This is a genomic window from Streptomyces sp. NPDC045431 (genome assembly GCF_040646655.1).
Lineage (GTDB): Bacteria > Actinomycetota > Actinomycetes > Streptomycetales > Streptomycetaceae > Streptomyces.
The window spans coordinates 281,050-302,626 of sequence record NZ_JBEZAQ010000006.1 but is presented as its reverse complement, the minus strand read 5'-3'; the positions used below and the strand labels follow the sequence as shown (position 1 = coordinate 302,626).

General features: G+C 71.4%; 25 protein-coding genes. 8 read left to right on the top strand and 17 right to left on the bottom strand.

The window, feature by feature from the left end:
- Positions 1–52: 52 nt before the first annotated feature.
- The 9 genes from AB0A69_RS16880 to AB0A69_RS16840 all read right to left on the bottom strand — a co-directional run bounded on the left by AB0A69_RS16880 (position 53) and on the right by AB0A69_RS16840 (position 7,870).
- Positions 53–316 carry a hypothetical protein gene (locus AB0A69_RS16880; RefSeq protein ID WP_361421534.1) on the bottom strand — a complete coding sequence of 88 codons (264 nt, stop codon included), beginning with the start codon at positions 314–316 and terminating at the stop codon, positions 53–55.
- On the bottom strand, positions 303–539 hold the full coding sequence (locus AB0A69_RS16875; RefSeq protein WP_361421531.1) for a hypothetical protein: 237 nt from the start codon (positions 537–539) through the stop codon (positions 303–305). The genes AB0A69_RS16880 and AB0A69_RS16875 overlap by 14 nt, the downstream gene beginning before the upstream one ends.
- A 12-nt stretch (positions 540–551) precedes the next feature.
- Complete coding sequence (locus tag AB0A69_RS16870; protein WP_361421528.1) at positions 552–1,445, bottom strand: peptidoglycan-binding protein; 894 nt, start codon at positions 1,443–1,445, stop codon at positions 552–554.
- A gap of 96 nt (positions 1,446–1,541) precedes the next feature.
- Complete coding sequence (locus tag AB0A69_RS16865) at positions 1,542–2,192, bottom strand: hypothetical protein (RefSeq protein WP_361421525.1); 651 nt, start codon at positions 2,190–2,192, stop codon at positions 1,542–1,544.
- On the bottom strand, positions 2,189–2,425 hold the full coding sequence (locus AB0A69_RS16860; protein ID WP_361421522.1) for a hypothetical protein: 237 nt from the start codon (positions 2,423–2,425) through the stop codon (positions 2,189–2,191). The genes AB0A69_RS16865 and AB0A69_RS16860 overlap by 4 nt, the downstream gene beginning before the upstream one ends.
- Positions 2,422–4,794 (bottom strand): hypothetical protein, encoded by a 2,373-nt coding sequence (locus tag AB0A69_RS16855; protein ID WP_361421519.1) that lies wholly within the window; start codon positions 4,792–4,794, stop codon positions 2,422–2,424. The genes AB0A69_RS16860 and AB0A69_RS16855 overlap by 4 nt, the downstream gene beginning before the upstream one ends.
- Positions 4,781–6,040, bottom strand: coding sequence for a hypothetical protein (locus AB0A69_RS16850; protein ID WP_361421516.1), 1,260 nt, complete (start codon positions 6,038–6,040; stop codon positions 4,781–4,783). Before AB0A69_RS16850 ends, AB0A69_RS16855 begins: the two co-directional genes overlap by 14 nt.
- A 51-nt stretch (positions 6,041–6,091) precedes the next feature.
- Complete coding sequence (locus tag AB0A69_RS16845) at positions 6,092–7,162, bottom strand: hypothetical protein (protein WP_361421513.1); 1,071 nt, start codon at positions 7,160–7,162, stop codon at positions 6,092–6,094.
- 21 nt (positions 7,163–7,183) lie between these two features.
- Complete coding sequence (locus AB0A69_RS16840; RefSeq protein WP_361421511.1) at positions 7,184–7,870, bottom strand: hypothetical protein; 687 nt, start codon at positions 7,868–7,870, stop codon at positions 7,184–7,186.
- Positions 7,871–7,925: 55 nt separating this feature from the next.
- Between AB0A69_RS16840 and AB0A69_RS16835 the strand changes: the two genes are divergently transcribed.
- The gene (locus AB0A69_RS16835) at positions 7,926–8,351 is read left to right on the top strand and encodes a DUF3592 domain-containing protein (protein ID WP_361421508.1); all 426 of its coding nucleotides are present in this window, start codon (positions 7,926–7,928) and stop codon (positions 8,349–8,351) included.
- Between the two features lie 44 nt (positions 8,352–8,395).
- Here AB0A69_RS16835 and AB0A69_RS16830 read toward each other — a convergent pair whose 3' ends face one another.
- The 4 genes from AB0A69_RS16830 to AB0A69_RS16815 all read right to left on the bottom strand — a co-directional run bounded on the left by AB0A69_RS16830 (position 8,396) and on the right by AB0A69_RS16815 (position 10,366).
- Entirely contained in the window at positions 8,396–8,731 is a 336-nt protein-coding gene (locus AB0A69_RS16830; protein WP_361421691.1) for a hypothetical protein, read from the bottom strand.
- A 65-nt stretch (positions 8,732–8,796) separates the two neighbouring features.
- On the bottom strand, positions 8,797–9,087 hold the full coding sequence (locus tag AB0A69_RS16825; RefSeq protein ID WP_355361775.1) for a hypothetical protein: 291 nt from the start codon (positions 9,085–9,087) through the stop codon (positions 8,797–8,799).
- A gap of 146 nt (positions 9,088–9,233) precedes the next feature.
- Complete coding sequence (locus tag AB0A69_RS16820) at positions 9,234–9,818, bottom strand: phage tail protein (RefSeq protein ID WP_361421504.1); 585 nt, start codon at positions 9,816–9,818, stop codon at positions 9,234–9,236.
- Positions 9,819–9,964: 146 nt separating this feature from the next.
- On the bottom strand, positions 9,965–10,366 hold the full coding sequence (locus AB0A69_RS16815) for a hypothetical protein (RefSeq protein ID WP_361421501.1): 402 nt from the start codon (positions 10,364–10,366) through the stop codon (positions 9,965–9,967).
- 351 nt (positions 10,367–10,717) lie between these two features.
- Here AB0A69_RS16815 and AB0A69_RS16810 point away from each other — a divergent pair, with 351 nt between their 5' ends.
- Positions 10,718–11,011 carry a hypothetical protein gene (locus AB0A69_RS16810; RefSeq protein WP_361421498.1) on the top strand — a complete coding sequence of 98 codons (294 nt, stop codon included), beginning with the start codon at positions 10,718–10,720 and terminating at the stop codon, positions 11,009–11,011.
- A gap of 83 nt (positions 11,012–11,094) precedes the next feature.
- Here AB0A69_RS16810 and AB0A69_RS16805 read toward each other — a convergent pair whose 3' ends face one another.
- The 3 genes from AB0A69_RS16805 to AB0A69_RS16795 all read right to left on the bottom strand — a co-directional run bounded on the left by AB0A69_RS16805 (position 11,095) and on the right by AB0A69_RS16795 (position 12,696).
- Positions 11,095–11,328, bottom strand: coding sequence for a hypothetical protein (locus AB0A69_RS16805; RefSeq protein WP_361421495.1), 234 nt, complete (start codon positions 11,326–11,328; stop codon positions 11,095–11,097).
- Entirely contained in the window at positions 11,325–12,134 is an 810-nt protein-coding gene (locus AB0A69_RS16800) for a hypothetical protein (protein WP_361421492.1), read from the bottom strand. Before AB0A69_RS16800 ends, AB0A69_RS16805 begins: the two co-directional genes overlap by 4 nt.
- A 181-nt stretch (positions 12,135–12,315) precedes the next feature.
- Positions 12,316–12,696: a WhiB family transcriptional regulator gene (locus tag AB0A69_RS16795; RefSeq protein ID WP_361421489.1), complete on the bottom strand. Its 381-nt coding sequence runs from the start codon at positions 12,694–12,696 to the stop codon at positions 12,316–12,318.
- 210 nt (positions 12,697–12,906) lie between these two features.
- Here AB0A69_RS16795 and AB0A69_RS16790 point away from each other — a divergent pair, with 210 nt between their 5' ends.
- From AB0A69_RS16790 to tuf, 6 genes are all read left to right on the top strand, one after another.
- Positions 12,907–13,392: a helix-turn-helix domain-containing protein gene (locus AB0A69_RS16790; RefSeq protein WP_361421486.1), complete on the top strand. Its 486-nt coding sequence runs from the start codon at positions 12,907–12,909 to the stop codon at positions 13,390–13,392.
- A 174-nt stretch (positions 13,393–13,566) separates the two neighbouring features.
- A complete protein-coding gene (locus AB0A69_RS16785; RefSeq protein ID WP_361421483.1) occupies positions 13,567–14,577 on the top strand; it encodes a hypothetical protein in 1,011 nt (336 codons plus the stop codon).
- 356 nt (positions 14,578–14,933) lie between these two features.
- Positions 14,934–15,305, top strand: a complete 372-nt coding sequence (gene rpsL / locus AB0A69_RS16780) for a 30S ribosomal protein S12 (RefSeq protein WP_003948652.1) — start codon at positions 14,934–14,936, stop codon at positions 15,303–15,305.
- 2 nt (positions 15,306–15,307) lie between these two features.
- Positions 15,308–15,778 carry a 30S ribosomal protein S7 gene (gene rpsG / locus AB0A69_RS16775; RefSeq protein WP_031076642.1) on the top strand — a complete coding sequence of 157 codons (471 nt, stop codon included), beginning with the start codon at positions 15,308–15,310 and terminating at the stop codon, positions 15,776–15,778.
- Between the two features lie 38 nt (positions 15,779–15,816).
- Complete coding sequence (gene fusA, locus AB0A69_RS16770; RefSeq protein ID WP_355361794.1) at positions 15,817–17,943, top strand: elongation factor G; 2,127 nt, start codon at positions 15,817–15,819, stop codon at positions 17,941–17,943.
- Between the two features lie 148 nt (positions 17,944–18,091).
- Complete coding sequence (tuf, locus tag AB0A69_RS16765) at positions 18,092–19,285, top strand: elongation factor Tu (RefSeq protein ID WP_361421479.1); 1,194 nt, start codon at positions 18,092–18,094, stop codon at positions 19,283–19,285.
- A gap of 100 nt (positions 19,286–19,385) precedes the next feature.
- Here the strand turns inward: tuf and AB0A69_RS16760 are convergent, their stop codons facing one another.
- Positions 19,386–21,413, bottom strand: a complete 2,028-nt coding sequence (locus AB0A69_RS16760) for a PIG-L family deacetylase (RefSeq protein WP_361421688.1) — start codon at positions 21,411–21,413, stop codon at positions 19,386–19,388.
- Positions 21,414–21,577: the final 164 nt, after the last annotated feature.

Below are 21,577 nucleotides of genomic sequence, written 5' to 3'. Positions count from 1 at the left end.
CATCCCGTTGCGTACGGGGTGGCCGCCCTTCGGCGTTTCCCGGGGCCGACCGCTAGCGGCCGGCGGCCTGCCACAGGGCGAGGGTGAAGCCGGCGCCCGCGGTGAGCGCCGTGACGCTGGCCAACGGCCAGCGGGTGCGCTCCAGCGCGTCGAGCCGTGCCTCGTGGTCGGCGAGCTGTTTGTCGGTCTGGTCGCTGCGCTGGACCAGCAGGGCGAGCGAGCCGTCGGCGCGGGCGAACCCGGCTTCGAGCGTGCCGCGCAGCCGCTCCAGTTCGAGGGCGACCACGACCGGGTCGTTCCGGTCAGTCTCGGTCATCGGCGGCTCCCGGCGAGGGGCTGCTCAGCCAGGACGGCAGCAGCCGCTGTACGGCCTCCAGGGCCATGACCCGCGCCAGCCCGCCGGCGACGGCCAGGGCGCCGGCGACCCAGGGAAGGGTCGCCGGGACACCGGAGGCGTCCACGATCGCGGGCAGGACGACGGCGATGCCGACGGCGGACTGGAGGATGGTTCTGGCCGTGCGCTGGGCGGCGTCGGTCATGATCGGGGCTCCTCAGCGGGTGTAGGGGACCTTCAGGGCGTTCCAGGAGGCGCGCCCGGGTACGCCGTCGGCGTCGGAGCCGGTGAAGCCGAGCTTGCGCTGCCACTTCGCGTAGCTGCGGCGGTCGGCCTCGGACCAGCGCGGACCGGGGCCGACGGCGTACGCCGAGCAGCCTTCGGCGACCAGCCGGCGGCCCATGGCGGTGATCACCGGGGAGCTGGTGGCGGAGGTGAAGAACGACGCGCCGGGGAAGGGCTGGTAGCGCGGCGTGGTGGGGGTGCCCGGCGGGGGCGGGGTGGCCGGGCCGCCGGCCGGCTTCCCGAGCCGGGCGGCGACGCGGGAGCGCATCGTACGCATCTCGAATCCGCGCGGATCCGTCTTGGTACGGGTCCACTCCTTGTGGCCGATCACGGAGCCGGCGGACCAGCCGTGGGCGCGGCAGAGGGCGGCCGAGGCGCGCTCGATGGCGTCGAGCTGGGCGGCGGGCCAGGGGTCCTTGCCGTCGCCGAGGTTGACGCACTCGAAGCCGTAGAAGTGGGCGTTGCCGTCGGTGTCCTGGTCGGCCGGCGGCGGGAGGGCGGTCTCCGCCCGGACCGCGCGCAGGACGTCGCCGTCGCCGGTCCCGGCGTGGTTGGCGCGGCCGTTGGCGATCAGGTGGACCGTGCCCTCCTTGTCGATGACGGCCTGGCAGAGCGGGCCGGGCAGGCCGGCGTAACCGTCGCGGCAGAGCGCCACGGAGGCGGCGGAGCCGCTGGAGACGGTGTGGTGCACGATCACGCCGTGCACCGGACCCCAGGGGCCCTTGTGGTTCCGGTTGCGGGTGCGCCAGCCGGGGTGTTCGACGACGCGGACGCCCTCGGCGCGCAGGGCGGCGAGGAGCCGGTCGGGGGAGAGGGGAGCTGCCATGCTTACGTCTCCTCGTCGTGCGGGGGCGGGGCGTGCGAGCCCGGTGGGCCCGGGGGCCGCCGGCCCCGCGCGGAGCGGGACCGGCGGCCGCGGGGGTCACATCACCGGGTCGATGCGGATGAAGCGGGTGTCGAAGTTGCCGGTGCTGGTGGTGTTCGCCGTCCGGTAGGCGGGCGTGGCGGTGTGCGTCGTACCGACGGCCAGGCCGCTGACCAGGAACTGCGTCGAGACGGAGGACCGGTTCGGGGTGTTGACCAGCGCCGCCCTGTCGTCGGAGGCTCCGAGCACCACGGCTCCGGCGGAGTTGCGGACGTTCGCCGACATGTAGCAGCCGACACCGGTGGCGGTGCCGTGCATGTAGCAGCCCACGGTGATGATGACCTGGCCCGAGGCGGGCACGGTGAACGTGGCGTTCATCGGGTCGCCCACGGCGTCGGTCAGGGTCTCGGCCCAGGTGGTGCTGGTGGTGCTGCCGCCGTCGAGGTTGACCCGGAAGACCGGCACCGGACCGACGGGCGCCCAGGCGGAGCCCGTGTAGTACATGAGGCGGCCCGGCGAGGCGATCCACGCCACCATCCCGGCCACCGGCGCGGTGACCTTGGTGTCCCGCTCGGAGGCGGTGCCGAACCGCATCACCGCCCGCCCGTCCAGCGACTGGGCGAGGGACTGGAGGTGCGCGGGCAGGTCGGCGGGATCGCTCGGCTGGGGGTAGGGGAGGTTGCTGAGCGGGGTGTACTGGGTGGTCATGCGATCTCCTCCTGGCCTCCGCCGGAGACGGGTGCGGCGGGTGCGGCGGGTGCGGTGTCGGGCTCGGGTCCGGGCTCCGGGGCCTCCGGGTCGGAGGGCGGGGGAGCGGGCGTGACGGGGTGCTCCTCCAGGAGCACCTCGACGGGGTGGGTCGGGTCCCCCGGGGCCTCGGTGCTGATCTCCACCGGCGGTGGGGTGTCCTCGGTCACCGCGGTGTCGGTGTTGTCGGTCATGACGCGCTCTCCTTGACCTGTCGCCAGGTCAGACCGCTGCCGGCGAGGTCTCCCAGCGTGGGATGGGCGGCGGCGACGTCCGCGTAGGTGGCACCGGCCGGGACGGGGGTGCGGTCGGAGGGGGTGTCGGGCGTCAGCCCGGCGTCCGCCGGAATCCCGTTCGTCCTGGTGCCGCGGAGGGTCAGGGTCTGCTGCACGGTTCCGGGCGCCGTGGAGCCGGTCTTGATCCCGACGACCCAGGCGAAGGTGTCCAGCGCCGCGCCGGTGGAGTCCACGACGCGTACGACGTCACCGAGCTGGATGCGCGGGTCGTACAGCACCTCGACCTCGCCGAGCACGGGCACGGGGTACTGGCCCGCCACCCGCATCGCGTCGGCGAGTTCCTGTGCCGCCCGGTAGTCCTGGATCCAGTCGCTGGCCTCGGCGTAGAACTCCTGGCGCCCGTGGTACTTCTCGCTGGTGCTGCCGGAGATCCACGAGGTCGCCTGCCGCTCGACCGCCTCGGTGGACGGCTTGAGCGTCTGGATGTGGACGGACGGCTTGCCGTCCTCCGTCACCGTGTACAGGCGCCGGCTGCTGCGGTTGGTGAACCGCAGGACCAGACACCCCTCCTCCCGCCGCGCGAGGATGTCCACGGCTCCCTTGACGGCGTCCGCGCCGGCCGCGTTGGAGGCCGCGAAGCGCACCGAGAAGCCGGGGGCGACGCTCTGGTCGTCGTCGACGTTCGGCGGACCGACGTCGAACTCCTCCTCGGCGAGCACGTACTTCAGCGTCACCGAGCTGTTGCCGGGCACCTCGCGCACCACGGTGTCGTTGTACGTCGTACCGCTGGTGACCTTCACCGACGACCAGTCCTTGAACGGCTGGACGCAGTAGTTGCGGCAGGCGTCGATCTCCTCGGTGACGGTGAGCGCCGCGATGTCCCGTACCGACGTCAGGGTCAGGTCGGGGGCCGTCGGGGCCTTCGCGAAGCGCGTGTAGTTGCGCCACTGGAAGACGCCCCGCTCGTCGAACTCGGCCGTCGACATGCTCGCCTTGGCGATCTGCGTGATCACGTCCCACTGGGAACCGGACACCCGCGGCACCGCGTACAGCGGGAGGATCGCGTCGTCCAGTTCGGCTTCCTTGACCCACGTCTTCTGGGCGAACTCCGTGGCCGTGGGCGTGCCGGCCAGGCCGCTGGTGAGCTGGACCGCCTCGGCGGCGAGCTGCGTCACCAGCCGCAGCTGGTACAGCTCGGCGGCCGGCTGCTCGGCCGACGGGTGGGTGAAGGTGACCGGGTTGCACGGGTAGTGCGTCCCGTCCGGGCCGGTCAGGAAGGGCTGCACGGTCGGCAGGACGGCCGTCCCGGTCGACGTGGTGTCGAACAGGCCGCCGATGTGCCAGACACCGGGCTTCTCCTTGAGCGCCGAGACGCCCCAGGAGTAGTAGTAGCCACTGCCCTCCCGGGTGCCGGAGTGCATGAACACCTGGCCGGTCGAGAAGTCGACGGCGATCCGCAGCCGGCCGGTCTGGGTGCCGGTGCGGTTGAGGTCCAGCTCCAGGGCGACGGTGCTGCCGAAGCCGACCGCGCTGTTCACCCAGGCCTCCGCGAACAGCCGACTGCCGGGGACGGTGACCCGGCTGCGGGGGAACCAGGTGGCGGTCATCGCGTTGGTGTCCGGCGCGGCGGCGTGCGGCACGAGTGCCATCTCGTGCGGGGCGCCCTGCCGGGTCCAGCTGTAGTGCCGCGGATCCGGTACGACCTCGGGCTGGCCGTAGGTCGCGGCGAACCCGCCGTGCAGCGAGGCGTACACCAGGGTGAGCGGCGCGGCCGGGTCGAACTCCGGGTACCGCGGCGGCGGGCAGGAGTGGACGCCGGCCTGCCGCAGCAGCTCGTCGACGCACCAGGTGGCGGTGGCCATCGGACGCCGCCAGTAGAACCCGGCGTACGGCCTCGGCAGCTCCGCGGGCCCGTGCAGCCGCTCCGCGCCGTCGAGCGCCGTCAGCTGCACGGTGTCCGTGCCGGAGGCGGCGGACCGGTTGCGCAGGGTGCCGCGGAAGGCGGGCAGGACGCCGGCGTCGGTGCCGTACTGGTGGACCACGGACTGGCCGGGACGGGCGATGTCGCCGGTCGAGCGCGGCGCCCACGGCGAGTACAGCGCGGGCGCCGACTTGCCGCCGGTGCCGGACAGCTGGAGCTGCAGCTGCGCCGACGAGCTGCCGGAGAACGCGCGCATGGCGTCCGGCAGGTCGGTGCTGTAGCTGCGCTCCAGCTGCCAGGACTGGACCTGCTCGGACACGTCCTGGCCGCCGAGGCGGGTGGTGTGGTGGGCGACGCGTGAGCCGGACTGGAGGGTGCCGGTCAGCTTCTCGTCAGTTGCTCGCACCGGCCACCTCCGCCAGCTCGATGGAGACGTTGCGGTACGGCAGCGGGCGGGCCGGGGAGTCGGTGAAGGCCGTGACGGCCATCACCGGGCACCCGTCGCCCGGCAGCTGGGGCACCGTGGGGTCGATGTGCAGCAGCTTCGCCGGGCCGATCCGCGACTGGAACGCGGTGGTCGCCGAGGCGAACGACACCGTGGCCGAGACGTGGGTGGCGCCGGCCGGCACGGCCGCCGGGGCCCAGCCGGTGACGGTCGCCAGCACCGCGCCGGCGGTGTCGTGGAAGGTGAGCGCGCAGCTCTGGGCGCGGGTGCGGACCGCGGCGGGCAGCACCAGGCCGACCAGTCCCGCTCCCGGCGGCAGCGCGTGCCCCTTCTGGGTGCCGTTGACGAAGGTCAGCGTTCCGGCGGTGGACGCGGCCAGGGAGGCGACCGCGTACCCCGAGGCGTCCGTCGACAGGGTGACGCCCGTCGCCGACCACTGCGTCAGCGCGCCCTTGCCGGCGGCCTGGTCGGCGGAGAGCAGGTTCACCGGGGCGGTGGGCACGTGGTCGTCGTCGATGGTCAGGACGGCGCCGTCGAGACCGTACGTCCCGATCTCGCCCGCGACGCCCGACGGAGTGACCAGGGCGGCACCCGCCGGGACCGTCGCCACGAGGGTGTGCCCGGTGTCGGCCGCGGACGACAGGTAGGTGCCCGCGGCGTCGCGCCAGTGCAGGCGGGTGGCGCAGGGGCCGACCCGCCACGACTTCGGCAGGGTGAACCGCACCCGCATGCCGGGCACGACGGGGAAGCCGGCTCGGGGCCGGCGCTGCCAGTTGAGCTGCGCCGTGGCGGTCTCCGCCTTCCAGACGTACGTCTGGGGCTGTGCCCCGGCGGCCGTCGACAGCTCGAGCTTGCCGCTGCCGCTGACGGAGGTGTACCAGACGTTGTACGGGTTGGTGGTCGCGATGCGCCCCTCCGCCTGGAGCGGGTCCAGCAGGTTGCGGGCCACCGGGTCGAGCAGGTCGACGGGGCCGGGGCCGTCGATGCGGCGGGCCAGCCGGTCCAGGTGCGTCGCGTCGTCCTGCGAGAGCCGGTCGAAGCTGAGCTTGATCCGGCGGGGGGCGCGCTTGGGCGCGATCGTGGTGATCTGACCGCTGAGCGAGGTGAACTGGGAGACGCCGAGGTCCGCGCCGCGTTCGAAGGCGCTGGCCGCCTGGCTGATCTCCCGGAGCTGTCCGGGCAGGCCGACCCAGAGATTCCTTGGCATGGGACGTGCCTCCTTCCTTGGTCGTGACTACCGGTGCCGTGCGGACACGACCTAGCGGCGGGCGAGTTGGCGGTGGCCGGCGATGACGGCGCGGGCGATGGTCTGGCCGTCGACCTGGACGTGGACGGGCCGGTCGGCGAGCCGCTCGACCGCCTCGGCGAGCCGGGCGATCTGGGCGCGGCCGCCGCCGGGGCCGATCATGCGCTCCAGCTTGCTGAGCGGGATGACGGCCTCGTGCTCGCCGGCCTCGCCGATCACGGCGAGGGTGCCGCCGTTGCGGGGCTGGACGATGCCGCCCTTGGCGAGGTGGGGGACGGGGATCTTCGGCAGGTTCATGGAGAAGCTCTTGCCGCCGAACTTCGGCACCCAGCTGGGGATCGAGACCTTGAAGCCGTTGAGCGCGCCGATGATCGTGTTGATGGCGGTGGCGAAGGCCCGGAAGGGCGCGAGCATGACGTTGCCGACGCCCTTGAGGATCGGCGTGATGACCCCGATCGCCGTGGACACGGCGCTCTGGATCGCCTTCATGCCGGCCTTGAAGCCCTTCGTCACGACGGAGACGATCTTGTCGACGTTGACGAACTTGGCGATGAGCGGGGCGAGCAGCGTCATGATGAGGCCGAACGGGCTGGCCGCCATGGCCAGGTTGAGGCCCTTCTGCGCCAGGCTCGCGCCCTTGAGGCCCTTGGTGAGCCCGCCACCCATGGTCTTGCCGGTCTTGTCCGCGTTCTTGCCGGCCTTGCCGACGGACTTCTCGACGGCGTCCGCCTGGCGCTTGACGTCACGCAGGGCGTTCTTCGCCTTGTCGGCGGAGCCCTTGAGCTTGTCGAGCGAGGTCTTGAACTTGTCGGTGCCGCCCTTGGCCTTGCCGAAGGAGGTGTTGGCGTTGTTCAGGCCGGTCCGGAGCTTGCCGACGGCGCTGTTGCCGTTGTTGGCGGAGGTGCGGAGCTTGCCGAGGGACGAGCCGGCCTTGTCGGCGCCGCCGCGCAGCTTCGCCACGGCGGCGGTGCCCTGTTGGGCCGAAGTCTTCATGCCGGAGACGGCTTTGCCGCCCTGCGCCAGTACCTGGGACAACCGCTGGGTCGCCGAAGCCGCACTGCGCAGCTTGCTGGTCAATGACACGTCGGGTGCCACCTTTCCTGATCAGAGGGAGCCGGACAAGTTGCGCAGTCCGTTCTGTACCGAGCGCATCTCGCGTATGAGGCCGTTCATTTCCGACCGAGTCTTGCGAGCGTCCGTCGCCACGTTCTTACGGGCCTCTTCCGCCTTCTTCTCCATTTCCTTGATCCGGTTGAGCTTCATCTGCAAGGCGTTCGTCTTGCCGAGTTCGGCCACCTTCTCGCGTATGCGCTTTTCGGTGCGCTCCGCATCGCGCATCAGCTTGCTCAGTTCGGCGCGCGTCTCGTAGACGACGGTCTTGTCCTTCGACGCCCGTGCCTCGGTGTTCTTCTCATCTACGCGCTGACGGATCGCCTTGAGCTTCTCCACCTCCTCGTTGAGCGCCTTGAGTTTCCTGTGTTCCGTTCTCTCCGCTTGTTCGATGCGGTTTTCCAGGTGCTTTTTCTGGTCGGCCCACGGGAAGGTGGCGATCTGCTTTCCGCGGAAGGTCATGCCCTTCTCGTCCACCTTGAAGAGCGTGAAATCCGCCTTCACCACGGTGAGCCCCAGGGCGAGCGCTGTGACGTCGAATTTGATGACGGCCAGACTCGTGGCCAAGCCGTTGACAGTGTGGCTGAGCTCGCGGTACATCTCCTTGTAGCGCAGCGACTCATTGGGATCGATCCATGGCGGGGTGCCGAGTACCGGTTTATCTGATCCTTGTTGCGGCATTTTTCCTCTATTTCCGTTGCGGGAGGTTGACGCCCGCCGTTTCCTCGGGGAGACCATGTCCGTCGGACCGTGGATCGCATGGCTTCTGCTGCTTGCGCCCGCCGTGGTCGTCGCGCCCGTGGCCGCGGCTTCGCTCTATGTGCACCTGCGCTTGCGCCGCAAGGGGGTGCCGGTGGAAGCGACGTGCGATCGCGCCTTCCGGAACAACGGCCTTTGGGCGTGCGCGTACCGTTATGTCGACAGCGCCGGGATGTCGCATTACGAATACCGGCAGAAGCCCTATCCCCTTCCGGTCCCGGAGCGGGGCCGGAAGGTGTCCGTGGTCTACGACCCGAAGCGCCCGAAGCGTTCGCGCACTCAGTACGAGTTGAGGCGCCCGGTCCCCTGGGCGGGTGTGAGCATCGGCGCCTATCTCTTCGTGCAGCTCGTCCTGGGCATTCTCGGCGGCGCCTTTCTGGCCGTCGGGATGTTCGAGAGCTGACGCGCACCGGGTTGCCCGGCGGCCGCGGACCGCATCGGGCCGGGTCAGGCGAAGAAGCGGCTGATCTCCTCCGGAGTCGGGCCGACGACCTCCGGCGGGGCGGACTCCTCGGCCTCCCCGCCGTCGCCGTCGTCGGGCCGCGGTACCGGCTTCGGGTACTCCAGCGGCTCCGCGTCCTCGTCCTGGTTGACCGTGGCGAACATCCAGTTGGACTCGGCGAGATGGTCCACCGCGGCGGCGAGCAGGTAGTCGCTCACGCCCCACTCCGCCGCCTCGCCGTGCGTCGCGCGCGCGAGCGCGCTGTCACGCGGCATGTGCCGGACCAGCACCGCGAGCCGGCGCGAGGAGAGCCGGCCGCGGTGCCAGTCGAGCAGGTCCACGCCGTAGTGGCGCAGCAGGTCGGCCTCCAGGGCCTCGGCGTGCTCCTCGACGAGCACGCCGAGGCTCAGCCTTCCCCCAGGCCGAGCCCGGTCTCCTTGCCGTACGCCTCCAGGATGGCCGCGATGTCCTGCATCGTGACCTCCAGGCGGTCGAAGCGGGCGTACTGCTGCTCGCCCAGGAGCAGCCGCAGCAGCCCGTCGACGTCGTTGTCGTCGAGCTCGCGCAGCTTGCGGGCGGTGGAGCGGGACAGCTCGGTCGGCAGCTGGAACGTCTGGTCGTCGAGCTCGAAGCTCCAGGCGCGGCCGAGTGCTTCCAGGCGCTGGGCGCGGGCGGCGTTGACGTTGAAGGAGGACATGCGTGGGCTCCTTTGGGGATGGGGGATGGGGGAGGGGGGAGGGGGGAGGGGAAACGAAGGCGCCGGCGCCCGGCGCGCGGCCACAGGGGACCGCGCGCCGGACACCGGCGTGGGGGAGGGGCGGGCGCCGGGGGAGCGCCGCGCCCTTACGCGTACGACTTGTCCTTCATGATCCAGGTCGCCAGCGTGGAGCTGCCCTCGGGCGCGAGGGCGGTGAAGGTGATGCCGAGCTTCAGCGCGCCGGTGCGGGTCAGGCCGATCTCCTCGGTCTCCGTGACCTGGCCGCGCGGGACGATGAAGCGGTATGTGACGTCCGAGCCGTCCTTGAACTCGATGCCGAGCTGGCGCTCGTCCTTCTGCGGCTCGGCGCCCATGGCGTACGAGTAGGTGTCGACGGCCCCGGTGGCGGTCACCGGGGTGACCGAGCCGCCGCCCATGAAGAACGGCAGCGTGTCCTTGTTGAACTGCAGGAGCTGGAACTTCACCGTCAGGTCGCGGTCCGAGTAGATGAAGCGGGCCGGGCTGACCGACTGCCAGGTGTCGACCGGGTCGATCTTGTCCTTCTTGTTGAACTTGATGCCGTCGGTGCTGGTGTAGCCGAGCTCGGTCCAGCCGGTGACCCACTCGTCGGCGGTGTGCTTCGGCGCGGCCGGGCCGGTGGGGCCGGCGGCGGCGACGAGGATGCGGCCGGTGCCGGCGACGCGGATCTGGTTGCCGTTGTTGGCGGGCATGGGAACTCCTCAGGTGAAGGGTGGTGCGGGATATGGCGAAGGCCCCGCCGCGGGTGCGACAGGGCCTGTTCGTGGGCCGCGCGGGACGCGCGGCGGGGTGTGCCGGTGCGGTGCGGCCCGCGGTACGGACCGGTTGCGCGGGCCGGTTACGCGGGGCGGATCGAGATCCGGACCGTCGAGAGGTAGCGGTTGCCGTTCGGCCGGTTGTAGTCGGGCAGCCAGCGCGGACCGTCCGCCTCGGCCACCTCGGTGACGGAGGCGCCGCCGTACACCGTTCCGGCGGCTTCGAGCAGCGCGGCACGCGCGGTGAGCGCCACCGTGTGGGCGGCGGTCTTGTCCGGCCCGTAGACCTCCAGGTCGAGCAGCGGCTGGTCGAGGTGGAGGTCGTCCACCCAGGCGCCGCCGACGCGGGAGACGAGGACGGCCTTCTGGGTGCCGTCGAACCCGGCGGGCGGCCGATTGTCGACCACGACACCGGCCAGTTCCGCCCGGTTCTTCAGGTGGTCGACCACGAGTCGTTCCGCGTCCGGGAAGGCGAGAGGGCTCACATGGACGCTCCCTTCAGGAGAGAGTCGGAGAGTCGGGAAAACACGAAGCGGCAGGACCGCCGCCCTGGTGGAGGGCGCAGCTCTGCCGCTGCTCCAAGTGTGATCGAGGCCCGCGGCCTCCGCAACCAACTTCCCCCCGGCTGCGGGGGGACGCGCTCCGTATGTCCGCCGCGACCCCCCTCATCTGCGCTACGCTCGCTAACCCGAACATAAGTTCGAGCAAGGAGCAGGGTCGAGCGGACGAGCGGACGCGGACGCGGAAGGTACGGAGCACCCGGGCGGGAGTGAGGAGTGGTGGGGCGTGCAGGAGACGAACACGAGGAGCGGGCGGGCCGCCGGCGGTGAAGGCCGATGAGGAACAGCTCGCAGGACCGACTGGCAGATGTCGCCGCCGCCGTCGTCGAGGTCGCCGTGGAGAGCGCCGCGGCGGGGACGTACACCGGAGGGGTCGGCCGCGCCCTCAGTTCCGTCATCGCCAAGGTCGGCGCGCGCCTCACGGTCGACGCCGAGCTGCGCGGCTTCTCCAGCGGCTGGCAGGAGGCGGTGGCCACGCTGAGCCCGGAGCCACCCGCCCCCGCGAAGCAGGTGCAGCACGCGTCCGTGGTGCGCATCCCCAGCCCGCCGGACACGGCGGAACGCGGCTGACCTCTCGATACGTCGATACGCACGACGACGCCGGGGCGACCACTCCTCTGAGGAAGTGGCCGCCCCGGCGTCGTCATGCGTGCTCAGGCCTGGACCGGCCGCGGCTTGCGGCGCGCGGAGCGCTCGGCGGCGAAGACGTCCTCCAGCCGGTAGAGCTGCGCCCTGCCCTGCCGCCCCGCGGGGGACAGGTGCCCGAGCTGCACCCACTTGCGGATGGTGGTGGGCACGACCCCCGCCTCCTGCGCGGCCAGCTGCCCGGTGACGAGCGCGGCTCCGGCCGGGACCGGGATCCGGGACGTGATCGGCGTACGGCTCATCGGGCCCCTCCGTCGCGCACCGCCGCGGCCGCCGCCGCCGGTGCCGTCTCCTCCATGCGGGCGGCGATCTCCGCCACGCCGCCCTCCGCCGCCTCGGCCAGCTGCTGCCAGGCGTCCTCCGCCCACAGGTGCCGGAACGCCGGGTCGCTCACGCAGTCGCAGTCCGGCAGACCGCACCGGCACCCGGGGTTGACGCACACCACGGCCCGGCTCGTCGGGAACGCCCGCAGCGACACCGAGTCGCACCACGGGCAGCGCCCGGACACGCGCACCACCGTCTCCGCCTCGCCCAGCTCCCGCGCGCAGCGCCTCGCCATGCGGCGCATCTCGTCCCGTACGTGGACGGCGAGCGTGGCGTCGGAGCCGATGCGGCCGAGCAGCTCCGTGATCCGCCGCAGCCGCTGCGCGACGTCGGCCCGGCGCGGCCGGCCCAGGCCCAGCCGGTCGTACACCGCCTCCTCCAGCTCCACCACACCGTCGGTGATGTCCCGGATCGCGTCGGACACGTGGAGGCGGATGGGGGAGGCGACGTGCCCCGGTACGGACAGGCCGTGGCGCTGCTCGTTCAGCAGCGCCTCCTGCCGCTCGGCGCGCAGCCGGGCGGCGCGGGCGGCGAGCTGCGCGGCCCCGGGGGCCGGGCGGTCACGGGTCGGCGCGCCGCCGCGGCTCGGCGACGGCGCCAGTTCGGTGAGCAGTTCGGGGAACTGGCGGACCAGCATGGCGGTCCACAGTGCGGCATCCCGTACGACGCCGGCGGTGGCGTCGTCGGCGGTGGTGGTGAGGGTGGTGGGCTGGCTGACGGACATGGAGTGCTCCCTCCTGCGGGGCGCCGCGAGAGCGCCGACGTGGAGCGGCCGCCGACACGACGGTGGCGGACGTGGTGAGTGACTGTGGCTGCCGGCCCGGTGGTGCCGGCCGTACCGGTGGTGCCGGCCGTACCGGCGGCGTGTGGTGTACGTACGTGCGGGGCCTGCGCGGCGGCGGAGGTCAGGCGGCGGCCTGGTCGAGCGGGGGCATGCGGTGGTCCTCGGGGCCCGCCGCGAGGGCCTCGGCCTCACGGGCGCCGCCCTGGGCGCGGGCACGGTTGCCCCGGTTCAGGTCCACGGGCCGGCCGTTGTGCCACAGCCGCCCGGCGCTCACGCCGTCGAACCACGTACGCGCGGGGTCCACGGCCTCCTCGCACTCCCGCGTCACAGGGCAGCGCGCGCACGCCCGCAGCGCCGGCGCCGCGTCGGCCGGCCGCCGGGCGAAGACCACCTGCGGCGGCAGCCCCGCACAGGCGGCGTCCATCCGCCACCCGAGGAACTCCCGCAGCTCCGCGGCGGACGATGACGACGACGGACGGGCGTTGAACGGCGGTACGGACATGACGGTGGCCCCCTGATGCACTGCGAACGCTTGAGCGAAACGTATGTTGCGAGGCAGCACACTGACATGTTGCGAGCGAGCGCGCAACTAAAAGTGAAAGGGGGCGTACCCACTTCTCGACGCAATCTTCACAATTGCGTGCGTGTAAGCGCGCAACCAGTGCGCGCAAGCGCGATAGTCTGGTGGCCGCCTCGAAGGGAGGGCGTACCCATGTCCGTCAGCGAACTGGAAGAGTTCACGGCCTGGATCGAAGGGGTGATCCGGCGGCAGGGGTACGACATCGACAGCCCGCGCGGCGGTGGCAAATCCCGCCTCGCCGACGAGGCCGGCGTGCACCGGGCGGCCATCACCCGCCTCCTGCAGGGGCAGAGCATGCCGGACCTGGAGACCATGCGCCGCCTCGCCCACGTGCTGCGCGTCCCGGTCCGCGACATGCTCATCAAGTCCGGCAGACTCACCGAGGAGGACCTGCCGTTGCCCGGCCTGTCCGGTGACGTGCCGCCCGCCGAGGAGTCGGCGGCCCCCGCCCTCACCCTCGAACAGGCCGCGGCCGGGCTGGGCATCCCGCCCGACCAGCGCGACATGTTCATCCGGGTGGCCGGACAGTTCCTCCCCGAGTGGCCCGCCGGCCGCCCCGAGCGCGAGGGGCACCCAGGGGCCCGGCAGGCGGACGCGAAGGGTGTCCGCGAGGCCTGACTCCGCTTTCTCGTAAGCTTGTTCGCGCCTGTCCCCACGATTTCGCAGGCTCATTGCCCCGGCGGCGGCCGAGCCTCCGGGGGCACCGCCGTAGGTATGGGCGTCGCCGGCGCGGAGCGTGAACCGGCGTCTTCGGCGGAACCGAAACGGCGACGGGTTGCGAAAGAGAGTGTCATGGTCGAGGGCGAGGGGTGCTCCCGGCCGACCGGCGACCCGGGCGACGACGAGGCGGGGCCGACCAGGGCCAGGGGCCCCGTACGCGGACTTCCGGAACCGGCCGCCGACCTGCCGGCCCTGCTCGCCGCCCTCGGTCGCTACCTGGAGGGGCACGCGCCCGACGAGGTCGTCGTGCTGCTGCGCGAGGAACTGGCGCGCCGAGAGTTCCAGGCGTACGTCAACGGCTGGCGCGACGCCGCCGACGAGTACGAACCCGTCCTGGAGGAGGCCCGCCGCATCGCCCAGACCCGCCGCCTGCGGCTGGTCGGCCGCACGCCGGGCCAGGCGGCGGTCATCCCCTTCCCCCAGGGCGAGGACCCGGCGGCGGACGACGAGTCCGCCGGGGGCCGACCGGAAACCGGCCCGGAGTCCCCGGGCCCCGGCGCCGAGGCGAGCGCGTCGGCCTCCCGGCGGCCGAGGGGGCGCGGCGGCGCGTCCGGCGACGCCGGAAGGGACCCGGCCCCGGTCTCTCCGCCCACTTCGCCCGCTTCGCGCTCGCGCGCAACAAGCGAGGACGCGGCGGCGCACCCTCGCGACCGCCCAGCCCGCCAGGCCCGCCAGGCCCCGGCCGACCCGCCCGCCGCCGAGCCCCCCACCCAGCGCCAGGCCCCGGCCGCACCGCGCCCGCACCCCCGCGAGAACGGGCAGGGCCAGGTCCCGCCCCCGTCGGACGCCGTCGAGGACGCGCACCGCCCGCCCCCGGACGGGAACGCGCCCGGCACCAACGAGCACCCGCAGGGCCAAGACGCCGCCGGCTCACGCGCCGCCGAGGGCCCGCAGCGCCGGCCCGCCGCCGAGTCCGCGACCCGCGAGGGCCCGCAGCGCCAGGCCGATGCGCAGGATCAGGCTGCGGACCAGGCCCGTACCGCGGCCGCCGCGCCCAAGCTCGTCGCCAAGTCGCGCAGCTCCCGCGTCCCCACGATCCCGCGGCTCCCGGCGCGCCGCCGGAGGCCCGGCGACCACCCCTGAGGCGGCGCGCAGCCCCCGCGCCCACGCCCGCGCCCACAGCCGGGCCGGCGGCCGGGACCGGGGTTCGGGCGGACGCCGAGGCGAGGCGCTTTCGCGCAGGCGGTCGGGGCCCGGCGGGCGAGGTCATTTGTTTTGACCCAGGTCCATACGGTAGGTACGCTCAGACCTTGTGCCTGGGGTGTGCCTGGGCTCCTGTGCGTGTCCTCAACCGCACGGCGAGTCGAGCATCGGCCACCGCAATCTGCGCCCATTTCCGCCTCGCGGCGGAAGTCCGCAGTATTCGACACACCCGACCGCGTGGGTCGGCAACGTTCCAGGTTAGCTTTACTACACGGCACACAGAAACCGGAGAAGTAGTGCCTACGATCCAGCAGCTGGTCCGGAAGGGCCGGCAGGACAAGGTCGAGAAGAACAAGACGCCCGCACTCGAGGGTTCCCCTCAGCGCCGCGGCGTCTGCACGCGTGTGTTCACGACCACCCCGAAGAAGCCGAACTCGGCCCTCCGCAAGGTCGCGCGTGTGCGTCTGACCAGCGGGATCGAGGTCACGGCTTACATTCCGGGTGAGGGACACAACCTGCAGGAGCACTCCATCGTGCTCGTGCGTGGTGGCCGTGTGAAGGACCTGCCGGGTGTTCGTTACAAGATCATCCGCGGCTCGCTCGACACCCAGGGTGTCAAGAACCGCAAGCAGGCCCGCAGCCGCTACGGCGCCAAGAAGGAGAAGTAAGAATGCCTCGTAAGGGCCCCGCCCCGAAGCGCCCGGTCATCATCGACCCGGTCTACGGTTCTCCTCTGGTGACCTCGCTCATCAACAAGATCCTGCTGAACGGCAAGCGCTCCACCGCCGAGCGGATCGTCTACGGCGCCATGGAAGGCCTCCGCGAGAAGACCGGCAACGACCCGGTCATCACGCTGAAGCGCGCCCTCGAGAACGTCAAGCCGTCTCTCGAGGTCAAGTCCCGCCGTGTCGGTGGCGCCACCTACCAGGTGCCGATCGAGGTCAAGCCCGGTCGCGCCTCCACGCTCGCGCTGCGCTGGCTCGTGGGTTACTCCCGCGCCCGTCGCGAGAAGACCATGACCGAGCGCCTCATGAACGAGCTCCTGGACGCCTCGAACGGCCTCGGTGCTTCGGTCAAGAAGCGTGAGGACACGCACAAGATGGCCGAGTCCAACAAGGCCTTCGCGCACTACCGCTGGTAGTCGCACCCACATCGAGACCGAGAGAAGACTGAAGCCTTATGGCTACCACTTCGCTTGACCTGGCCAGGGTCCGCAACATCGGGATCATGGCCCACATCGACGCGGGCAAGACGACCACCACCGAGCGGATCCTGTTCTACACCGGCGTTTCGTACAAGATCGGTGAGGTCCACGACGGCGCCGCCACGATGGACTGGATGGAGCAGGAGCAGGAGCGCGGCATCACGATCACGTCCGCCGCGACGACCTGCCACTGGTCGCTCGAGGACGTCGATCACACCATCAACATCATCGACACCCCGGGTCACGTCGACTTCACCGTCGAGGTGGAGCGTTCGCTCCGCGTCCTCGACGGCGCCGTGACGGTGTTCGACGGTGTGGCCGGTGTCGAGCCGCAGTCCGAGACCGTGTGGCGTCAGGCGGACCGCTACGGCGTTCCGCGTATCTGCTTCGTCAACAAGCTCGACCGTACGGGCGCCGAGTTCCACCGCTGCGTGGACATGATCTCGGACCGCCTGGGTGCGCAGCCGATCGTCATGCAGCTCCCGATCGGTGCCGAGGCGGACTTCAAGGGCGTCATCGACCTGGTCCGCATGAAGGCGCTGGTCTGGTCCGCCGAGGCCGCCAAGGGCGAGATGTACGACATCGTCGACATCCCGGCCACGCACGCCGAGGCCGCCGAGGAGTGGCGCGGCAAGCTGGTCGAGACCGTCGCCGAGAACGACGAAGAGATCATGGAGCTGTACCTGGAGGGCCAGGAGCCGTCCGAGGAGCAGCTGTACGCCGCGATCCGCCGTATCACCATCGCCTCCGGCAAGGGCACCGGCACCACGGTCACCCCGGTGTTCTGTGGCACCGCGTTCAAGAACAAGGGTGTCCAGCCCCTGCTCGACGCGGTCGTGCGCTACCTCCCCTCCCCCGTCGACATCGAGGCCATCGAGGGCCACGACGTCAAGGACGCGGAGACGGTCGTCAAGCGCAAGCCGTCCGACGACGAGCCGCTGTCGGCGCTGGCGTTCAAGATCATGAGCGACCCGCACCTCGGCAAGCTCACCTTCGTCCGGATCTACTCCGGTCGCCTGGAGTCCGGCACCTCGGTGCTGAACTCCGTCAAGGGCAAGAAGGAGCGCATCGGCAAGATCTACCGCATGCACGCGAACAAGCGTGAGGAGATCGAGTCGGTGGGCGCCGGCGACATCATCGCCGTCATGGGTCTGAAGCAGACCACGACCGGTGAGACGCTGTGCGACGAGAAGGCCCCGGTCATCCTGGAGTCCATGGACTTCCCGGCCCCGGTCATCGAGGTCGCGATCGAGCCCAAGTCCAAGGGTGACCAGGAGAAGCTGGGTGTCGCCATCCAGCGTCTCGCGGAGGAGGACCCCTCCTTCCAGGTGCACACCAACGAGGAGACCGGCCAGACCGTCATCGGCGGTATGGGCGAGCTTCACCTCGAGGTCCTCGTCGACCGCATGAAGCGCGAGTTCAAGGTCGAGGCCAACGTCGGCAAGCCTCAGGTCGCGTACCGTGAGACGATCCGCAAGGCCGTCGAGCGCGTGGACTACACCCACAAGAAGCAGACCGGTGGTACCGGTCAGTTCGCCAAGGTGCAGATCGCGGTCGAGCCGATCGAGGGCGGCGACGCCTCGTACGAGTTCGTCAACAAGGTCACCGGTGGCCGCATCCCGAAGGAATACATCCCTTCGGTGGACGCCGGCTGCCAGGAGGCCATGCAGTTCGGCATCCTCGCGGGCTACGAGATGACGGGCGTCCGCGTCACGCTTCTCGACGGTGCCTACCACGAGGTCGACTCCTCCGAGCTCGCCTTCAAGATCGCCGGTTCGCAGGCCTTCAAGGAGGCCGCGCGCAAGGCGTCCCCGGTGCTCCTCGAGCCGATGATGGCCGTCGAGGTCACCACGCCCGAGGACTACATGGGCGACGTCATCGGTGACATCAACTCCCGCCGTGGCCAGATCCAGGCCATGGAGGAGCGGGCCGGCGCCCGGGTCGTCAAGGGCCTGGTGCCGCTTTCGGAGATGTTCGGCTACGTCGGCGACCTCCGCAGCAAGACCTCGGGTCGCGCAAGCTACTCGATGCAGTTCGACTCCTACGCCGAGGTTCCGCGGAACGTCGCCGAGGAGATCATCGCGAAGGCCAAGGGCGAGTAACTCTCACCGGTTCACGCTTTAGGCTTGACACCATCCGCCGGGGCTCCGCCCCGAACCCGAGGCAGAGTTCCCGGCGGGTGGCCACCCAGCAAAGATCACCTGGCGCCGATGAGTAAGGCGTACCAGAACCACTCTCAGGAGGACCCCCGTGGCGAAGGCGAAGTTCGAGCGGACTAAGCCGCACGTCAACATCGGCACCATCGGTCACATCGACCACGGTAAGACGACCCTCACGGCCGCCATTACCAAGGTGCTGCACGACAAGTACCCGGACCTGAACGAGGCTTCGGCCTTCGACCAGATCGACAAGGCTCCTGAGGAGCGTCAGCGCGGTATCACCATCTCCATCGCGCACGTCGAGTACCAGACGGAGTCGCGTCACTACGCGCACGTCGACTGCCCGGGTCACGCGGACTACATCAAGAACATGATCACCGGTGCGGCCCAGATGGACGGCGCCATCCTCGTGGTCGCCGCCACCGACGGCCCGATGCCGCAGACCAAGGAGCACGTGCTCCTGGCCCGCCAGGTCGGCGTTCCGTACATCGTCGTCGCCCTGAACAAGGCCGACATGGTGGACGACGAGGAGATCCTGGAGCTCGTCGAGCTCGAGGTGCGTGAGCTCCTCTCCGAGTACGAGTTCCCGGGCGACGACCTGCCGGTCGTCAAGGTCTCGGCGCTGAAGGCGCTCGAGGGCGACCCGGAGTGGGCCGAGTCGGTCCTCAACCTGATGAACGCCGTCGACGAGGCCATCCCGCAGCCGGAGCGCGACGTCGACAAGCCGTTCCTCATGCCGATCGAGGACGTCTTCACGATCACCGGTCGCGGTACGGTCGTCACCGGCCGTATCGAGCGTGGTGTCCTGAAGGTCAACGAGACCGTCGACATCATCGGCATCAAGACCGAGAAGACCACCACCACGGTCACCGGCATCGAGATGTTCCGCAAGCTGCTCGACGAGGGCCAGGCCGGTGAGAACGTCGGTCTGCTCCTCCGTGGCATCAAGCGCGAGGACGTCGAGCGCGGCCAGGTCATCATCAAGCCGGGCTCGGTCACCCCGCACACCGAGTTCGAGGCGCAGGCCTACATCCTGTCCAAGGACGAGGGTGGCCGCCACACGCCGTTCTTCAACAACTACCGCCCGCAGTTCTACTTCCGTACCACGGACGTGACCGGCGTCGTGACCCTCCCCGAGGGCACCGAGATGGTCATGCCGGGCGACAACACCTCCATGTCCGTCCAGCTGATCCAGCCGGTCGCCATGGAGGAGGGCCTCAAGTTCGCCATCCGTGAGGGTGGCCGGACCGTCGGCGCCGGCCAGGTCACCAAGATCGTCAAGTAACTTTGACGGTTTGACCTGGTAGCTCGTCGCAGAGCTGCTGCAAGCCGAGGGCCCCGCACCGAGAGGTGCGGGGCCCTTCGGCGTATCCGGCGCTGGGCGCTCAGCCTTCGGTACGCGGCTCCGGCGCCCATGTCCACGGGTGGGCGTCCGCGCCGAGGCCGATCGCGACGACGCCGTGCTCGCGGTGGGCGTGCAGCGTCGCCGACTCCAGGGCCACGGCCCCCTGCGTACGGGTGGACAGCCGTCCGCCGCCGGTGCGGATCCGGACGCGGCCCCGCAGGTCCTTGCCGACCAGCACCGGCCCCTCGGGGGTCGCGACGGCGCCGACGGGCCCGTACCCGTCGAAGGCGATACGGGTCGGGGCCGCGCCGTCGACGCGTACCGCCGTCAGCTTCTCGCTGGTCGGCGCGCGGTAGTACAGCTCCAGGCCGCCGTCGGGCGCCGCCGCCACCGCCAGCGGATCGCCGGAGGCGGGCAGACCGCTGTCCGGGCGGAACGTGACCCGCCCGCCCGGCGCGGTCTGCGCCCAGTGGTGGATCGTGTCGCGGGCGGTGGCGAAGAGGTGGACGCGCCCGGTGCGGTCCGCCGCGGCCGCCAGGCCGTCCTGGATCTCCTCGCCGCCGAGGTCCCGCCAGGGCCCCCAGCTGCCGTCGGGCTCCCGGACGCGGGTGCTGACGCCCTTGTCCGCGTTGCGTACGAAGAGGTGGACCCGGTCGCCGCCGTCGGTGACGGCCACCGGGACGCCGAGCCGGCGCCCGCGGTCGTCGCCGTGCTCGGGGTTGCCGAGCCCGCGCCAGGGGAGGAACGGCCCACCCGGCGTGCGCTGCTCCAGCACCACGATCTCGCGCTTGTTCGGGCCGCCGTGCCCGCCGAGCGCCGCGAAGCGCAGGCCGAAGAGGAGCCGCCGCCCGTCCTTGAGGGCCGCCGAGCCGAGGCCGGGCGCGAGCGGCCCGCCGCCGAGGTCGTCCGGCTCGCCCCACTGGCCGCTGCCGCGCGCGGTCTCGTGCCAGCGCACCGCGCGCAGGCCGAGCACCCCGTACACGGCGAGCCGTCCGTCGGGCTCGGTGACGACGACCGGCCCGGGGTCCGGGTAGCGGTAGTGCGTGGCCCGCACCCACCCCTTTTTGTTGGTGAGGGGGCGGACGCCGCCGACGCTGTAGTCGCCGCAGCCGCCGCTGTTGCCGCACTGCCAGTCCGGGTCGCCGCCGTACGGCACGAGGTGCGCGGCCTTCTCGCGCAGCACGGGCTCGGGGAGGTTCTTGGGCCAGTGCCGGTTGTAGTAGCCCCGGAAGGACGTCGTCACGAAGGCCGGTATCGCGCCGCCGTCCCCCGTCGCGTGCGCGACCCAGCGGATCATGGCCGCCCAGCTGAAGGAGGCGACGGCGGTGTGGTCGGCGTGGTCCGAGTAACCCCGCTGCTCGGAGTCCTTCTTGCGGGTCTTCTCGTCGCTGTGCTGGATGTCCGGATCCGGGTCCAGGGTGTGGATGACGGTCGGCCGGTACTGCTCCATGAGCCCGACGAGCACGTCGATGAGCCGGTCGTAGTCGTAGTCGTCGGCCTTGCGTACGGGGGAGTCGTCGGCGACGACGGTCCGCAGGCCCAACTGGCGGTCGTGCCACAGGCTGGGGAGCGCCATCCAGCGGCGCGGGGCGTGCATGGCGAGGTTGAGGAAGACCAGCTCGACGCGGCGGTTGCCGTGGGTCAGCGTGTTGATCTCGGCGCGCCGGTCGCCGCGGAGGGTGAGGACGCCCTTCTGCCACGGCGTGAACGTGTCGAGTCCCAGCATCCGCGCGTACGCCTGCCGCAGCCCCTGGTGCCGGGCCGAGGAGTACGCCGACTTGTCGGCGGGGATGTCCTTGCGGCCGGGGATGTGGTTCTTGCCGTCGTGCTCGCCCGCGGTGACGTAGACGGAGACCAGCGGGACACCGGCGTCGACCATCCGCTGGGTGTCCGGGTTCATGAAGTACAGGTCGTCGTCCGGGTGTGCGGCGATCTGCATCAGCTGCGCGCGCCGCGAGCTGGTGATCGGCATCCCGGGCGCGGGATCGGCCGTGGGCCCGCTGCGCCGTGGCGTGGGCACGGTGCACCCGGTGACCCCGGCGGCGACCGCCGCCCCGATGGCGGCCATGCCGGCCAGAACGCCGCGCCGCCGCACGTTCGTCGCCACCCGCCCGATGGCAGGGCGCAGCCCCGCCCCCCGTATCTCGTTCACTTGCCGTGCTCCCCGTCCGCTTCCCCCGCAGCGGTGCCCCCGCCTGCGTTACGTCGTCCCCGATCGCGGCGGCGGGGCTG

Excerpts from the sequence above, each read along its gene's own strand:
- AB0A69_RS16880 (WP_361421534.1), bottom strand. The coding sequence starts at position 316 with ATGACCGAGACTGACCGGAACGACCCGGTCGTGGTCGCCCTCGAACTG.
- AB0A69_RS16875 (WP_361421531.1), bottom strand. The coding sequence starts at position 539 with ATGACCGACGCCGCCCAGCGCACGGCCAGAACCATCCTCCAGTCCGCC.
- AB0A69_RS16870 (WP_361421528.1), bottom strand. The coding sequence starts at position 1,445 with ATGGCAGCTCCCCTCTCCCCCGACCGGCTCCTCGCCGCCCTGCGCGCC.
- AB0A69_RS16865 (WP_361421525.1), bottom strand. The coding sequence starts at position 2,192 with ATGACCACCCAGTACACCCCGCTCAGCAACCTCCCCTACCCCCAGCCG.
- AB0A69_RS16860 (WP_361421522.1), bottom strand. The coding sequence starts at position 2,425 with ATGACCGACAACACCGACACCGCGGTGACCGAGGACACCCCACCGCCG.
- AB0A69_RS16850 (WP_361421516.1), bottom strand. The coding sequence starts at position 6,040 with ATGCCAAGGAATCTCTGGGTCGGCCTGCCCGGACAGCTCCGGGAGATC.
- AB0A69_RS16840 (WP_361421511.1), bottom strand. The coding sequence starts at position 7,870 with ATGCCGCAACAAGGATCAGATAAACCGGTACTCGGCACCCCGCCATGG.
- AB0A69_RS16835 (WP_361421508.1), top strand. The coding sequence starts at position 7,926 with ATGTCCGTCGGACCGTGGATCGCATGGCTTCTGCTGCTTGCGCCCGCC.
- AB0A69_RS16825 (WP_355361775.1), bottom strand. The coding sequence starts at position 9,087 with ATGTCCTCCTTCAACGTCAACGCCGCCCGCGCCCAGCGCCTGGAAGCA.
- AB0A69_RS16820 (WP_361421504.1), bottom strand. The coding sequence starts at position 9,818 with ATGCCCGCCAACAACGGCAACCAGATCCGCGTCGCCGGCACCGGCCGC.
- AB0A69_RS16810 (WP_361421498.1), top strand. The coding sequence starts at position 10,718 with ATGAGGAACAGCTCGCAGGACCGACTGGCAGATGTCGCCGCCGCCGTC.
- AB0A69_RS16805 (WP_361421495.1), bottom strand. The coding sequence starts at position 11,328 with ATGAGCCGTACGCCGATCACGTCCCGGATCCCGGTCCCGGCCGGAGCC.
- AB0A69_RS16800 (WP_361421492.1), bottom strand. The coding sequence starts at position 12,134 with ATGTCCGTCAGCCAGCCCACCACCCTCACCACCACCGCCGACGACGCC.
- AB0A69_RS16795 (WP_361421489.1), bottom strand. The coding sequence starts at position 12,696 with ATGTCCGTACCGCCGTTCAACGCCCGTCCGTCGTCGTCATCGTCCGCC.
- AB0A69_RS16790 (WP_361421486.1), top strand. The coding sequence starts at position 12,907 with ATGTCCGTCAGCGAACTGGAAGAGTTCACGGCCTGGATCGAAGGGGTG.
- AB0A69_RS16785 (WP_361421483.1), top strand. The coding sequence starts at position 13,567 with ATGGTCGAGGGCGAGGGGTGCTCCCGGCCGACCGGCGACCCGGGCGAC.
- rpsG (WP_031076642.1), top strand. The coding sequence starts at position 15,308 with ATGCCTCGTAAGGGCCCCGCCCCGAAGCGCCCGGTCATCATCGACCCG.
- fusA (WP_355361794.1), top strand. The coding sequence starts at position 15,817 with ATGGCTACCACTTCGCTTGACCTGGCCAGGGTCCGCAACATCGGGATC.
- AB0A69_RS16760 (WP_361421688.1), bottom strand. The coding sequence starts at position 21,413 with ATGGCCGCCATCGGGGCGGCGGTCGCCGCCGGGGTCACCGGGTGCACC.